The sequence below is a fragment of the Orbus hercynius genome (assembly GCF_003634275.1).
Lineage (GTDB): Bacteria > Pseudomonadota > Gammaproteobacteria > Enterobacterales > Orbaceae > Orbus > Orbus hercynius.
The window spans coordinates 874,419-890,253 of sequence record NZ_RBWY01000001.1; the positions used below are offsets into that span (position 1 = coordinate 874,419).

A 15,835-nucleotide genomic window follows, 5' to 3' on the forward strand; every position below is an offset into this window, starting at 1 on the left:
GTGTATACCATTGGCTACATGCCACAGGGGCTAAAATCCAACCTTAGACCCAGCTCACCATTAAGGAGAGCTGGCTTGAGCAGATAGGTTTTTATGCCAAGCTACCGGTTATTATTACAGTTGAGCAGAACAAGTCAATTATTGAACTTGCGATGCAGATCTAGAAAGTAAAAATAATATCCCCGGTCTAGATCAGATCGGGAATATTGATTAACAAGCGTAAGGAACTAAATGAGAACCTTCCAGCCCGTTATACACATCAATAGCCTCTTGCCCTTCAGCAATAAACTCGACATCAATAGGATCAGGCGGGTTATTAGGATCTTTATAGTTTCCCTCTAAAAAGGCCTTATATTGTTCTAAAACATATAAGAGCTGTTCTTTGGTTATTAATATTTGTTGTTCTTCTGAATATTCTGTACCAATAAAAATATAATCACCTGTAATTAGAACCCAAAACGCATTACCAACACCAAACATACCATCTGGTGCAGGGCTGTTTTCCAAATCAGTCAAGTTACTTATCCAGATATTAACTGAGTTAATGGAACATTGAAGATCTGATGACAACCAAGATGCTATTGCAATAATCCCATAACCTTGTTTTGGTCTATGTCTAATATTCTCATCAGAAAAAGAACCTGATGGACGGAACATATCGAGTGTTTTGCTCCAATTAAATATTATTTTTTTATTTAACATTACTTCTTAACTCCTTGATAAACGGGCCATGCTGTAGCACCTGTACCATTTGGTTTTTTATAATAACCTTCCATTTTTAATCCGCTCGAAGACGTTCCTTGCCACATTTCTTTATTATCAGGATTTGGCTTTGAATTTTCAAAAGCACTCTTAATTTCTGTCTCTGTTTGACGCTTAGACCAATTTTCAGGAAAGAAAGTCGTTTCAGCTTTCTTTTCTACCCATTTTCCTGTTGCTGGATCTCTCACAGAGATATAACCTTTCGTGACACCATTAGCATCTGCCGCACCAGTCCACGTATCTACTTTGATATTTGGATCTTTTAAATAATGTCCACCTGTACCAACTGTTGTACCATTTGCATACGTTTTAATTTCACCATTTAAAATATGCTCAGTATTAATTGTTACTTGACCACCGTTACCGGCTTGTTGCTGGACTAATTCCGCTGGTGTTGGTGATGGTTTGAAGTCTTCAAGGTATTCTCCAGCTTTACTTCCGGTGCCCGTCGTCCCCTTTCCAGCATCGGTCACATCAGGCTTAGTAACACCACTACTCGATTGCGAGTCCGGATTAGACGGTGATTTTGTATTATTTGTCTCTGCTGGATTTAAAATATTATCCGTCTTATTAACTATTTTACCACTTGCAGAAACAAGCTCTGTCCCTAATTTATCAACCATTTTCACTTTTTGGCCGTAGCCTAAAGTGAATACGCCTAACATTCCCCATAAACGGTCAACTTCTTCACCTGATAAGCTTCGACCTTTCCAGATGATATAAATCGCATCTGCTTCCCCAACGACTGGCGCTAGAGTAGTAAATTCAATAAGTTGGCTAATCCCTTTATCAAATTCTTTCCGAATAACTTCATTAACTTTACCCGTACAAGCTTCTGCACTCATCCCTGATGTACAGGTATCTGCCGCAATTTTCGCTATTCTTTCCTCATGCTTTTTATCAAAAATCTCAACAAAGTTATCGTCTCTATTGAAACCTGAAAGTTGTTGCAATTCATTATTCTCAACCGCATTTTTACTGCCCGCAACTGCCGTGCCCACATCACCCGTGTCACCACCACCAGCGGCAACCGCCAGTCCTGATGCTAACTGAGCAAGGGCACTGATATACTCTTTCTGCGCTTGCGTTAAGTCCTCTACCTTGCTGTTTTCACCATACAGGTTTTTACGAATAATATCCGCCATCGCTTCACCCGTCAAGGCGCCCGTACCACCCGCCAGTGCCGAGTTACCTTGCGCCGCCGCAACTGCCGCCCCCAGTATCGCATGAGCTGTTAAGTTAGCCGCGGTATTGACTTGACCGGTAACCGGGTCTGTCGTCTGTTTCTTAATCTGCTCTGCTAAATACGGCGCACTGGCACCAGCAAGCCCACCAGTAATATCGCCAGTGATTAATCCTGAAATTATCGAGCTTGCAGCGTCTACCCCTTTGCTAAAGGCATCACCCATATTACCCACACCACCATCGTTCACCAGCTGGTTGATGATTTGGTTCGCAATCGCCTCTTCTGTCGGCGCCAGCCCTAATCGGTCTAACGACTCAATCGCGGCAGCTCGTTTATCCGCTTTCTCTTTCTCTGATAAATCGTTATATTGCTGCTCCGCCGCTATCTGGCTGTATTTTTGTGCCACATTTTTTGCCTGCGCCGCAATGTCTTTCACTAAGTCCAGCGCATCCATCCGGTCTTGCTCTTTCTGCTTATCAAAAATCTGCGCCAGTGGGTCATTGGCATTCGCCGTATCACGACTTAGCTCATCCACATTTTGTTGCTGTTTGTCACTGTCACGCACAATTAACGTGCCATCTTCAACCGCCGACTTAGTGGTACTTGAGGCGCTGTCATCATTATGATAAATCGATGGTGCACCCGGTGTTGGCATTAAACCACTGCCTGAGTTCAGGCCAATATTGACTGACACATGGCTGACATCAAAGTCCGCTTTGTTTTCAATATCACTAAAACTCATCGTCCCGGTATCGAGTGTATTCTGGGATTTATCCTCAGCACTTGACGCTATCACCGCCCCTTTTAAATCAGTGTTATTGCCAACCGTGACATCAAAGCCGCCTTTGCCGGCATAAATTCCCGACTGGTCGGTGACACTCGCCCAGTTGCTTTCCATCTTGGTTTGGTCCAGTGACACATTTAAGCCGCCACCACTGGTACCATAACTGCCACTCACCGAGCCGGACAGCTTGTCATAATCATAATTATCCGTGTCTTGCAGGCTTTGGATAGTCAGGTCATTACCCACCACGGCCTTCACCGTGTCACCCTTAAGCTGACCACCCACTACGTTGGTATCCTTGCCGCTACTTACCGTCAGCGTTTTACCAGCATCAACAATGCCTTCACTCCACGCGCTACCATTGGCATTTTCGCGCTCCTGACTGTAGTTGGCATTACCCGTCACACTAAAGCCACTGTTACTCCCACCGGCAGCAATACCGATACCAATACCGCCGCCATAGCGCTTCTCATCTTTATCACTATGCTGCGTATTGACCGCACCTATCACATTGATATCTCGATTAGCATCTAATGTAATATCATTACCGGCTCTCACTTCACTACCAATAACCGTGATATCGCCCGCTGTTTTTTGCTCATTACCGGTGGCGGTGATCGTGACATTTTGCCCTGCCGACACGCCACTGCCCACCACATTATGCTGCTCTTGGTTTTCAACCCGCTCGGTCTTTTGCGTGCCAAACGTCGCGCTCACCCCAATCGAGGCTTCTGAACTAGAAAGATCTTTATCTTTTGCATAAAGATCAAGACCTGCATTGGCAAGCGTTAAACCTGATTTAATCGATTGCAGCGCCAGCAGCGAATCATTATCTTTATGCTTAGCATTATCAATCGCCTTTTTGGCGTCATACACATCAGCAGCGGTGCCGGTGATTGCAATCGTTAAACCGGTTTTCTCATACTTATACTCTTCTTTGTACGTAACTTTAGAATCATCCGCTGCAATGGTGACATTGTCACCTTTAAGGTTAATATCCTGCTTGGCGATAATATCGCTGCCTTTAACCGACAAGTCTTTACCAGATTGAATACTCACATTACCTTCAGTGCTACCCACCGTACTGCCCACATAACCTTGCTGAGTATCGGTCGTTGTGGTACTTTCTTTTTCACTACCAATACTAAACCCTAGCCCACCGCTTGACATTAGCCCTGAGGTTTTCGTTGTTGTATTCTCTTTTTGGTAATACGATTCTTGTGCGGCTTTAACGGTAATATCATTACCTGCCGCCATGCTCACGTCATTAGTACCGACAATTTGGCTACCTGTTACGGTGATATCTTTTTTAGCATTGAGATCAACGGTTTTACCATTTAAAGCACTACCGTTTTGCAGCGTATTATCCATATCTAAATCATAAGTACTCTTCGTTTTAGAGAAAGTACCTTTGCTAACAACCACTAAATGGGCATCAACGTCTCGATTAGACGATTGCGCATTAATATTAATATTATTGGCTGCCAAGTTTAATGCATTATCAGCACTTACTGTTGAAGCATTAACATTAATATCATTCCCTGCATTTAAGTTAACGTTACCTTGACTATAGATTTCACTACCAACCACATGAGTAGCATCCGATTTAACGTAGTTTGTGTCGCTAGCGATGTACTCTATTTTATCTCGCGTAGTTACCGAGGATAAATTCAGATTGTTACCGGCATTAAGAGTGATATTGCCATCTTTAGCTTGATTAATGAGTAAGGCGCCGGCAGTATTAATATCATTACCAGCCTGAATGACCATATCCCCCTGTTTTACATTAACCGTTGATGTCTTGTCGATGACAGTTTGAATATCATGGCCTTGCGATGTCTGGCGTTCTTGTGTTCTAGTCGTACTAATAAGATTCACATCATTACCCGCAGAGAGCGTTAATGCGGAATCAGCTGAAATGCTACCATTAGATAAAATCGAGTCCACCGCAGTAATTGCGACGCTGCCACCTTGTATTGCCCCCTGATTTTGAATATTATTAGCTGAAATCACTAATTGATCTTTAGCCACAATCGCGCCTGATGATTTAATATCACCTTGGCTAGTTAAGATAGCATTTTTACCCGAGACCAGCGCTCCTGCGCTACTGACCTCAGGCCGGTTAACCACATAAACCTGTGGCACTAAAACCTCGACATCTTGTCCATCAATGTTGACCGTTTTACTCACCATCCAAACAATATCGGTCGTCAAGGCTTTCATCTGCGCGTCAGACAACTCAACACCAATAGTCAGTCCGTAACGGTTAGCAAATTCAACCCCTTGATTCATCAAGGCTTGATACTGCTCTAGATCGCTACTGTAATTGCCTAAATAACGCTGCCCAGTTAATGCAGTAACTTGATCCTTAATTAATTGCTGTTCGTAGTAACCATCACCTAAGCGTTTTTGAAGATTATTCGGATCGGCTTTTAGCTGCTCAAACATATAGTCAGAACTCAGCCAATTCTTTTTATTCGTGAAACGTGGATCGGTTTCAATCAAATAATTTTTATCAGTATCTTTATTGACCGTATAAAGGCTGTTATTCGGTAGAGAGGTATTAGGTAGCACGGTACTAACTGTGTCAACGTTCACCGTTTGCTTACCAATAGTGGCATTATCAATATCACTGCGACCACTTAAATCAACCGAACTACTTTCAATTGATGTATTATCTTTAATACTCGACAGGCCTAAATCAATTGCCGTGATTTCGTCAAGTGGATTATATGCGTATGTTTCAATTCGACTATAATGACGTCCTTTTTTAGAATAATAATCGTATCGATAAGCACGTGTACCCGAGTTCACAATACGCTGAATTGAATCGACAGTTTTATTTTCCAGCTCGCCTTGTAAGGTAAGCTGACGACCGGCATTGATATGACTATTATCATTTAAGATTTTATCGGTGATTAGCGTTAAATTGCCACCACTGATAATCTTACTCGGGTCGGTTTCAACGACCTGAGTCTCATAGGTTTTTTGAGTGTAAATATAATGATTATATTTAGAGCCCTTTTGCCCAGTGGCAAGTACTTTGAGCTCTCGATAGTTCGTTGAGCCACCACAGCCGACACAATATTCCGTAATATCCTTATTATCGAAGCGAATATCGGGGGCTGTAATAAAGGACCATTCATTGACATCTTTATTATCAACCAACACTTCTTCTGTCTTAATATTGTCGTTGATATTATTTAAAACATGAGCGGTAATGATTAAGTCACCTTGCGCTTCAATTGTTGAGGAGTGATTATTAATCGTTTGAGCACTCCCGACAACCTTACCGCTTTCATCAAGTTGTCCACCAATTGTGAAATTGCCAAGGCTCATTAACACGCTATGCGTTTCATTATTCAACGTCCCAACTGCGAGGTTAAAATTATTACGTGCGGCAATAACCGGCGCCTGAGTTTCATTGCCAATATTATTCAGCGTTTGCGCGGTAATAACTAAATCAGTACCATAGATTCGACCTGAATGATTATTATTAAGCTGCTGGCTGGTAATTTTGACATTTTCACCATCAATTAGGCCTTGGTTTTCTATATTATTGTGATTAAGGATCAAATTATCGGCACTAATTTCAGCACCTTGCTGATTAACCAACTCACTGCTATTTATTGTCGCACTCTTGCCCGCCACCAATTTATTATTATTGGTAATGGACTTTTCTGTCGTAATTACTAACCCATTATTCGCACTAATTTCACCCTGATTATTAAAATCATTTTTTAAGGAAAGTTCGATATTATTGCTGGCCGATAATGAACCTCCACCACTCAGTGAATCAGCCTCAATGGTAATGTCATCACCTAAAAGCACCGCATTTTCATTATCAATTTGCTTAGCGGTAATATGAGTTAAACCATTAGAGGTAATATGACTTTGGTTCATGATTAACTCATTGGCTGTCAGCGTCACACCTTGAGCTGAAACTAAGTTGGATGATTGATTGTTTAAAGTATCAGTAGCATGCTCAATCACCATTCCCTGCGCTTTTATTGTTGCACGTTCATTGTCTATCTGCTTTGCATTTAGATGAATCGCTTGCTCGGATAATAGTTCACTACCTTGATTATTAATGGTACTGGCGGTTTGATTAATATCACCTTTAGCACTTAACTTACTGCCCTGATTATTCAGCTCTGCCTGAGCAGTCTGTGTCATAGATCCAAACGCAACCATATTTGTATTCTGGTTATTAATGGTCTCAGCACTCAATGAAACATTTTTCTGGGCATTCCAGGTACTATCGTCATTAAGGATATCAGTCGCATTAACCCTAATATCGCCTTGGCTTGCAATAGCGGAGTTAGAGGAATTGATTGTCTTTTCAGCATCAAGATTAAGTGAGTCCGAGCTATTGATAACAGTCGATTCTATCGACACATCAATGGCGCTAATATCAACTTTTCCACCCACTAACGTACTTTGATTTAAATCAATCGATTGATCAGCGGTAATGGCGACATTGCTTGTTGCTAACGTTTTACCCAGTAAAGCGATATCCTGTCCTTGCGCAGTAATTTTACCCTGCTGAGTTAATTTACCACTTTCATCAACACCAGCTGCCACTAAGCTAGACTTGCTATGATTAATCGACTCTGTGGCTTGTAGGCCAATATTATTTTGCGCAACAATCGTACCCGTATTTTGAATACTTTTATGACTAACTAACTGAACGTTTTGCTTACTGTAAATTTGTTTTTGATTATCAATATCTTGCTGGCTACTTAATTGTATATCTTGCTTAGCTTGAATCGCGCCGCTATTGACAATCTTACCGTCAGCAGTAATGGTAATGCCGCCGGCACTGGCACCAAGGTTACCGGCATTATGCACACCCACACCACTTTCGGTACCGATCATTTGAATTTTGCCAGCGTACATGCCGCCTAAGGCGGCCACATCAATTGCCAGTTGCGGTTTGTCGTTATCATCACCGCTCAGTTTATCAATCTGCTTTAAATCGCCACTCACACGGTTTTTACCGGCAACCACGCTCACATCATTGCCCCATAAACTGGTGTTAATCGATACCGTGCGCGCAATTAAATCAGTATAGCTTTGCCGAGAACTATCAAGGCCTTTGCCATTAATGGCGATCTGACCTTGCTCAACTAAATAGCCTTTTAACTGGCCATTTTCCATGATAGGTTTACCGGTGGTTAGCGTTGCTCTATCAGCATTAATAAAGCCACAGCCATTACAGGTAATACCGGCCGCATTAGCGATAACAACTTGTGCCTTTTGACCGGCAACTTCAATATAGCCATTAAGCTGGCTAGCATTTTTGGCATTAATCTCATTAAGAATCAGCTTAGCACCACCAGTTGAAGTTAATAAATCATTACCCTTAACATAACCCGCTAGCTCAGTTTGTGACATTTGCGCACTGTTATTTAAAATCACGCCCTTTTCAGTTACATCAAACTGGGTGTATTTGTTATGCGACACGCCGCCTTTGGTCGGCGTTTGAATATTGATTTGCGTCACACCATTAGCTGTGGTGGTCACAATTGGCCGCTGTGATTTATCCGCATTTTGATCAACCACAATCGTATTAGCCTGCGCTGGCTGAACTAAGCTGACCCAACCAAAAGCTAAATAAGTACCCAATGTGATACCATTGAGCGCGATTTTGCTCGCTTTGCTTGAGTCTGGTTTTATCGCTTGTGCTTTTTGTGTCGTGCGCCCGCTACCTTGATGACTTTTAACGATGTCAGCCACCACCATCAGCATACCACGCGCTTTATTAAATACTATTCGATAAAAATGCTTGTTCATAATTAACCTTATTATTCAAATCTTCATTCAATATTATTGATTATTATTCATATCATCAGTTGGCTGCTTCATTCGCCGGATTAATAACTCCAATTGAGATTAAATCCTAATGTCACATCGTCAGTTTTAAAGCCATCGGGTTTGTGGACTGGCACGGCGGCAAAGCCGTCGTAATACACCCCCCATAGCGTGCCGCGTAAGCCTAGCGCCGCTCCGGCTAAACGTTTACCCAGTAAATAACCAGAGTTTGCGCCCGAGACCTCACCGACATCAAATCCTAAATAGAGCTCGTTATCGAGTGGCGTGGTCCAAGATAAATCATTGCGTACAAACCAGCCATTATCGGCGCTTAGTGTCAGTTCACCATCAAAGCCGCGTACCGTCCAGCGGCTACCAATCGAAAAGCGCTCCGGTGGCGTTAAGTCACCGCCGCGAGTAAACTGGCTTTGATAATCTAAATTATAACGAAAGCGCTGCTCAGCAATCTGGAAAGGCGCGGCAACTGATAAACTCAGATTAAAAATATCAGATAGCGCTGTGCCATAACCGCTATACTCTTCAGGTGCTTTTTCTGCGCCAAACCAACGCACCCCTTTATTATAGGTTGCGCCAACATCAACGGTGATGCTATCAAAATAGTGACGATGATTAATCCCTAGCACCCAGCTGGTGGTCTTACGGTGCTGCACGTCAAGTTCAGTATCATCAACGTAGTTGCGCGATTCTTTTAAATTAACCCCAAAACTGAGTGTGGTTTTTTGTGCTTCATTGCGGTGAATAACCCTGCTCAATTGAAAATTAGTATTGCGACTGCGGCCACTGTATTCATAACTCGGATCACCAGCAACCGTTTGGTGATAGGTGTTACTGCTCAGTGACGTATTCAATAACCAATACCCCATTGGCACCGAGTACGAAAACAGATAGTTTTTTGAACCATACTGGCTATCGCCATCGAGATCATGACCACCGGATAGGTAAAAAGAATCACTCATCCCTAATGGGTTATCCAGATACAGCGTTAAGCCGCCCTGATAACGCCCGGTATCTTTAGTGCCGGAGTCATCAAGCGAAATCCCAACGCGCCAAAATTTTGATTGATTACGGGTGATAACAATATCACTCTCGCCCACTTCATCACCCGGGACTAATTGCATTTGTGCGCTAACGGTTGGTATACGCTGCAAATTCTCTAGCCCTTGCTCAATATCACGTAGGTTAAGAATCTTGCCTTTAGTGACCGGCAAGGCGCTTTGCAGACTAGAATGGGTATCGCTCCCTTCAGCATAATAGACATTTCTTACCGTGCCTTTTACCAATAACAACGATAATTTACCCAAGGTTAAATCCTGTTCAGGGGCTACCACGCGGGTAGTAATATAACCATAGCTAATAATACGATTTTGCAGTTCACTCATCAGCAAATTAATCCCTTCACCACCTAAGCAGCGACCTTGTGCTTGCTGAGAAAGATCGTACAGCGGCATCACATAAGGCAGCTGATCGCGGCCAATCAATTCAACTTTCTCAATCGGAAAGCAGAGCAACTCGTCAGGAAATGCAATGGTGTGCGTGCGCTGCAAAGGAGGCAGCAAACGAATATCAGGCGCTTGGCTTGATAATGCTTGCTCCATGGCTTTTTGCCGCTCTTGCTGATAAATCAGCTGCTGATCGCTAATAGCTTGATCTTGGCCGGTCAAGGTCGGTTCAGCTTTAGCACTGGCAACGTACCCCCCGACCAATAGATTAATGGCTAATTGAGCAAAAATTATTTTTTTCTTCACAATATCTTTACAATTTATTATCATTTGGCGGGATTGTAAATTAGCTGAAAAAAAATGTCGACAAGATTTTATTATCTTCTTTGAATAATCAAAATAAATTAAAGATATTAACATTAATGCAACTTTTCACTTACATGCTAATATGATGATAAATCATAAAAAATACTGATTTTATAACAAACAGATTTACTCCGCAGCCCCGCTTAAACTTACCCACGATGGTCCTTGATTATGCGAATCTTAACACAGCGTATCGGGATACATTTTTAGTGTGTAATTTATGCTATAATCCGACGTAACATCACTGATTTAATGCAATTTAACTGCCTAATGATAAAATTGACCCCCACTCTACCAACAATTCATTTACAAGATAACTGCGTATTTTTTATCACTGCGCTGATCAATTCTGCCATCTGTTACAGCCTATTTGGCATAACCGGTGCGATGTTTGGCGTGCTGACGGTATTTTTTACCAATATTGTTTACCATGCTAAAGAAGAGAGTAACAATATTTTTTATATCGGTTTTTTATTGTCGTTGATTCTGGTCGGTGGCGGGATTGGTTTTTTATTAAAATTATCGGTGCCATTTTATCTGTTTCTTTTTATCTTTTCTTACTTTTACTATGTCAGCTTCAATAAGGATGTGTTTGTCGATCGCATTGTGCCGTTTTTTGTGATCTTTGCTTGCATGGGTACTACCTTACCCTCCGTCAGTCCGGATTTGCCACTGGCTTATTTAACCGGTATTAGTATTAGTTTGCTTATGCTCTCAATCTTAAAGCATAAAAAATATGACAGCAGCGCCTTTAAGAATGGCTTATTTTCCAAAAATCTCTATCTGAGTGATCAGCGCTTGGCACTGCGGGCATTTATCTATAGCCTGTTTCTCTTTTTGAGTTTAGCAATTCCCGATTACTTTGATTTATACCGCGTGTACTGGGCACCACTGACCTTTGTGGTGTTACTGCGTCCACTCGAGGTTAGCGTTATCAAAACCACCTTATCACGTTTTTTGGGCTGTGTTTTCGGCGCATTATTGATTTTTGCGCTATTTCATTTGCTGTTATTAAAAATCGCCGCTCTTGATATTGCGTTAATTGCCATTGTGATCTTTGTAATGCCGACATTTTTGCAATTAAACTATCTTCTCAAAACCTTTGCCATTACCGTTTTTGTATTATTACTGATTGAAGAAGCCGAATTCTGGCGAGACCCCACCTACTTATTACCTTACTCACGTGTGTACGAAACCCTAATTGGCGGTAGCATGGCGATACTTGGCAGCTTAGTATTAAAGTCTATTCGACAAGATGAATTGTCAACGCCGAGAGTATCTGACTAATAAAATAAATCCATTGAATCAAAATGATAAGATTTGTATGTTTTATTTTATCGTATAAAATACCCCAACGTTTAAATTTATTATAATAGGAATAGGTCTATCATGGCTGATAGTATTAGCCCAAATAAGGGATTTTTAAATCGTATTGAACGAGTTGGTAATGCCATGCCAAGCATTACGATGCTTTTTTTGTACGCCTTAATTATTTGCTGGATTCTCTCGTTATTATTATCCTTTGTTCAATTTGACTACGTCAATCCGCTCACTAAAGAGAACATCGTCGTTGTTAATATGTTTAATTACGATGAGATTGTGACATTTTTAACCAAAATGGTCGGTAATTTTATTACCTTTCCACCGCTGAGTATCACTATTGTCGCAACGTTAGGTATTGGTATTGCTGAAGGCAGTGGTTTTATTAATACTGCACTTAAAAAAATGCTCAGCTTTATTTCACCTAAAATGTTAACCCCAACCGTTGCCTTTGTCGGTGTGGTTGCCCATGTCGTTTCAGATTCTGCTTATGTGATTTTAATGCCCGTTTCGGCGTTGATGTTTTATGCGAGCGGACGTCACCCATTAGCCGGCATTGCCACGGCATTTGCGGGTTTAGCCGGTGGTTTTACCGCCAGCTATACCCCCTCTCAAATCGATCCTATTTTACAAAGTTTCACAGAAAAAGCCGCTCACTTACTTGATCCGAGTTATAGCGTCAATGTACTGTGTAACTACTTTTTTAGCCTTGGCGGTACGTTTGGTGTGATTTTAGTCTGTTGGTTTGTGACCGAAAAAATCGTCGAGCCTTGGTTAAATAAAACCTGCCCGATTGATTGTCAAGTTGATCAAGCTGACAATATAAATCAGATTTCACCAAGTGAAGCCAAAGGCTTTCGCTGGGCTGGTTTTACCATTATCGGTTTGATTGCCTTACTAGCGATTTTATTATACCCAGATAGTTCACCGTTCCGCGCACCTAATGGCAGCTTAACCAGTTCGGCAGCGCCAGTTATGCAAGCGATTGTACCACTGCTATTTATCTTTTTTGCGGTGCCAGGCTTAGTATATGGTTTTGTTGCCGGTACATTTAAATCGTCAAAAGATGTCACCAGTTCAATGGAAAACATTACTAAATCGCTGATTTCATTTATTGTGTTCTGTTTTATCGCAGCGCAATTTTTGTACTCATTTGGCCACTCTAATATCGGTACGTTAATTTCGATTGCCGGCGCTGATCTATTGCGCTCACTAAGCATGCCAGCTTGGTTAACCATTATTGGTATGATTTTGTTATCATCATGTATCAACTTAATTATTACCTCAGCAACCTCAAAATGGGCAATTATGGCGCCGGTTATGGTGCCAATGTTAATGGCGGTTGGCTTATCACCCGAATTAACTCAAGCATCGTTTCGTATCAGCGCAGCGGTGAATATTAGTACGCCGATGTTTCCATTTTACCCTTTGATTTTGTCTTATTGTCATAAATACTGCTCCAAAGCTGGGGTCGGCACCCTGTGCTCGATGATGATTCCCTTCTCGATTGGGATCTGGTTAGTCTTGGTCGCAACCCTATTTATTTATTGGGGATTTGAGATTCCAATTGGCTTTGACAGTAGTTATACCTACAGCGTTCCACCAACACCCTAAAATGAGGTTTCTATGCAATCAATAGCACAACAATTACAACAACGTTTTTTTCGCTATGTGGCGGTAACCTCGCAAAGTTGCGCTGCGAACGCGGCCGTTCCCAGTACGCAAGGACAACGTACGTTAGCAAAACTACTCGCTAGCGAACTGAGTGATATGGGCATCGACGATATCCATTTAGATGAGCACAGCGTGCTTATCGCTCATGTCAAAGGTCAGCATCCAAGTGCCCCTAAAATTGGCTTTGTTGCCCACCTTGATACGGTCGATGTTGGTCTTTCCCCCGATATTAAACCACAAATAAAGCACTTTACCGGTGATGATGTGTGCCTCAATGCCGAGCAAGATATTTGGCTTAGAGTGTCTGATCGCCCTGAGATAAAAGCCTATGTCGGTGATGATATTATTTTTAGCGATGGCACTAGCGTCCTTGGCGCCGATAATAAAGCCGCCGTCAGTGTGATTATGACATTGATGCAGCACGTTAGCCAAAATCCAGCGCAATATGGCGATATCTATGTAGCCTTTGTGCCCGATGAAGAGATCGGCCTGCGCGGCGCTAAAGTCATGGATTTAACACGCTTCCCGGTCGATTTTGCTTACACAATCGATTGCTGTCAGTTAGGTGAAGTGGTATATGAAACCTTTAATGCCGCTTCTGTTAGCATCAAAATTAAAGGCGTCACCGCCCATCCTATGTCAGCCAAAAATGTGCTAGTCAATCCGCTACGTGTCGCTCATGACATTATTAGCTGCTTTGACAGACAGGACACGCCAGAGCACACCGAAGGACGTGAAGGGTATTTTTATGTGACCGATTTACACGGTAACCCTGATTCAGCGGAAATTAAACTCTCGATTCGTGATTTTGATAAAGCCAGTTATGAAGCACGCAAACGCTATATTGGTGAAGTGGTGAGCTTAATCGCGGCGCGCCACCCCAAGGCCAAAATTGACTATCAAATTACCGATGTCTATAGCAATATCCACGATTCAGTAGGTCAAGACCGCACGGCAATTGATTTGATTTTTAACGCGATGGAGTCATTATCCATTACCCCTAAAGTCTTGGCAATGCGCGGAGGTACTGATGGTTCGGCTCTCTCTGCTCGCGGCATTTTTACGCCGAACTACTTTACCGGTGCGCATAACTTTCACGCCTATTTTGAGTTTTTACCAATGCAGTCTTTTATCAAAAGCTATCAACTGACTGAGTTAATCTGTCAGCTTACGGCTAAAATCGATAAGCGCTAATACCGCCATTAGCCTAACTAAAAAAACTAACGCCAGATTATCTGGCGTTAGTGATATTTGGGCAACATTTTAATGATGTTATTTAACGGTAAATATCTATCGACTCAATTAACCATCAACTTGTAATATCAAGCATAAATAATGCATCACCCGTTAAGCAGATGATTCAATTAGCTATTTGTTTTGTTTTAACGAAGCCATATCGATGACAAAACGGTATTTAACATCACTTTTAAGCATACGTTCATAAGCTTGATTGATATATTGAATATCGATCATCTCAATATCACAAGTAATATGATGCTCTGCACAAAAATCAAGCATTTCCTGAGTTTCTGCAATTCCACCTATCACCGATCCTGCAACCGATTTTCGTCCCATAATTAATGGTAAGGTATTTAAAAATGGATCGAGATCGCCAAGGTAACCGACCAAAACATGCGTGCCATTTAATGCTAAGGTATTGACATAAGGATTGATATCATGAATCGTTGGCACAGTATCGATAATAAGATCAAACCGCCCTTTTACTGCATCCATTTGCCGCGCATCGGTAGATAAGACGATGTGATCAGCACCTAAGCGTTTTGCATCGAGCTCTTTACCTTTTGAGCGCGTAAACAGCGTGACCTCAGCCCCGAGCCCTTTGGCCAACTTTATCGCCATATGACCTAGTCCGCCAAGACCAACAACAGCAACTCGGCTGCTTTCATTCACTTGCCAATGCCGTAACGGTGACCATGTGGTAATGCCGGCACACAGTAACGGCGCTGCGCTTTTTAGGTCCATGTTAGGCGCAATTTTTAATGCAAACTTTTCCGTCACAATGATTTTTTCAGAGTAACCACCAAATGTTGGCATGTGGTCATGACGATCATGATCGTTATAGGTTAAGGTATTACCTGCTTCACAATACTGCTCAAGTCCGTGCTGACAAGGTTGGCAATGCTGGCAAGAGTCAACCATACAGCCGACACCAGCATGATCACCCACTTTAAATTTTGTGACATTGTCACCGACTTGAATCACGCGACCAATCACCTCATGACCGGGAACTAATGGATAACGACTTGGCCAATCGCCATAGACATGATGTAAATCAGAGTGACATACACCACAGTATAAAATTTCAATTACAACATCATCTGCACGTGGCTCACGACGTTTGAATTGATATGGTGCTAATGGAGTTTTCGATTGTAACACACCATACCCTAACACATTAATTGCCATTTCGCTTCTCCCTATTGATTAATGAATTCTAGCAGCCTCAAA

The 15,835-nt window shown here is 42.0% G+C and carries 7 protein-coding genes; 3 read left to right on the forward strand and 4 right to left on the reverse strand.

Annotation, left to right across the window (positions count from 1 at the left end; all coding sequences use genetic code 11):
- Nucleotides 1-210: 210 nt before the first annotated feature.
- The 3 genes from DES39_RS04030 to DES39_RS04040 form a co-directional block, all read right to left on the reverse strand.
- On the reverse strand, nt 211-702 hold the full coding sequence (locus DES39_RS04030; protein ID WP_121144457.1) for a DUF5376 family protein: 492 nt from the start codon (nt 700-702) through the stop codon (nt 211-213).
- The gene (locus DES39_RS04035) at nt 702-8,528 is read right to left on the reverse strand and encodes a two-partner secretion domain-containing protein (protein WP_121144458.1); all 7,827 of its coding nucleotides are present in this window, start codon (nt 8,526-8,528) and stop codon (nt 702-704) included. The genes DES39_RS04030 and DES39_RS04035 overlap by 1 nt, the downstream gene beginning before the upstream one ends.
- A gap of 80 nt (nt 8,529-8,608) precedes the next feature.
- Nucleotides 8,609-10,336 (reverse strand): ShlB/FhaC/HecB family hemolysin secretion/activation protein, encoded by a 1,728-nt coding sequence (locus tag DES39_RS04040; RefSeq protein WP_425463981.1) that lies wholly within the window; start codon nt 10,334-10,336, stop codon nt 8,609-8,611.
- Nucleotides 10,337-10,642: 306 nt separating this feature from the next.
- Between DES39_RS04040 and DES39_RS04045 the strand changes: the two genes are divergently transcribed.
- From DES39_RS04045 to pepT, 3 genes are all read left to right on the forward strand, one after another.
- Nucleotides 10,643-11,659 (forward strand): FUSC family protein, encoded by a 1,017-nt coding sequence (locus DES39_RS04045; RefSeq protein WP_170143336.1) that lies wholly within the window; start codon nt 10,643-10,645, stop codon nt 11,657-11,659.
- 102 nt (nt 11,660-11,761) lie between these two features.
- Nucleotides 11,762-13,306 (forward strand): AbgT family transporter, encoded by a 1,545-nt coding sequence (locus tag DES39_RS04050; protein ID WP_121144461.1) that lies wholly within the window; start codon nt 11,762-11,764, stop codon nt 13,304-13,306.
- A 12-nt stretch (nt 13,307-13,318) separates the two neighbouring features.
- Nucleotides 13,319-14,560: a peptidase T gene (gene pepT / locus DES39_RS04055; RefSeq protein WP_121144462.1), complete on the forward strand. Its 1,242-nt coding sequence runs from the start codon at nt 13,319-13,321 to the stop codon at nt 14,558-14,560.
- 174 nt (nt 14,561-14,734) lie between these two features.
- Here pepT and DES39_RS04060 read toward each other — a convergent pair whose 3' ends face one another.
- Nucleotides 14,735-15,793, reverse strand: a complete 1,059-nt coding sequence (locus DES39_RS04060) for an NAD(P)-dependent alcohol dehydrogenase (protein WP_121144463.1) — start codon at nt 15,791-15,793, stop codon at nt 14,735-14,737.
- Nucleotides 15,794-15,835: the final 42 nt, after the last annotated feature.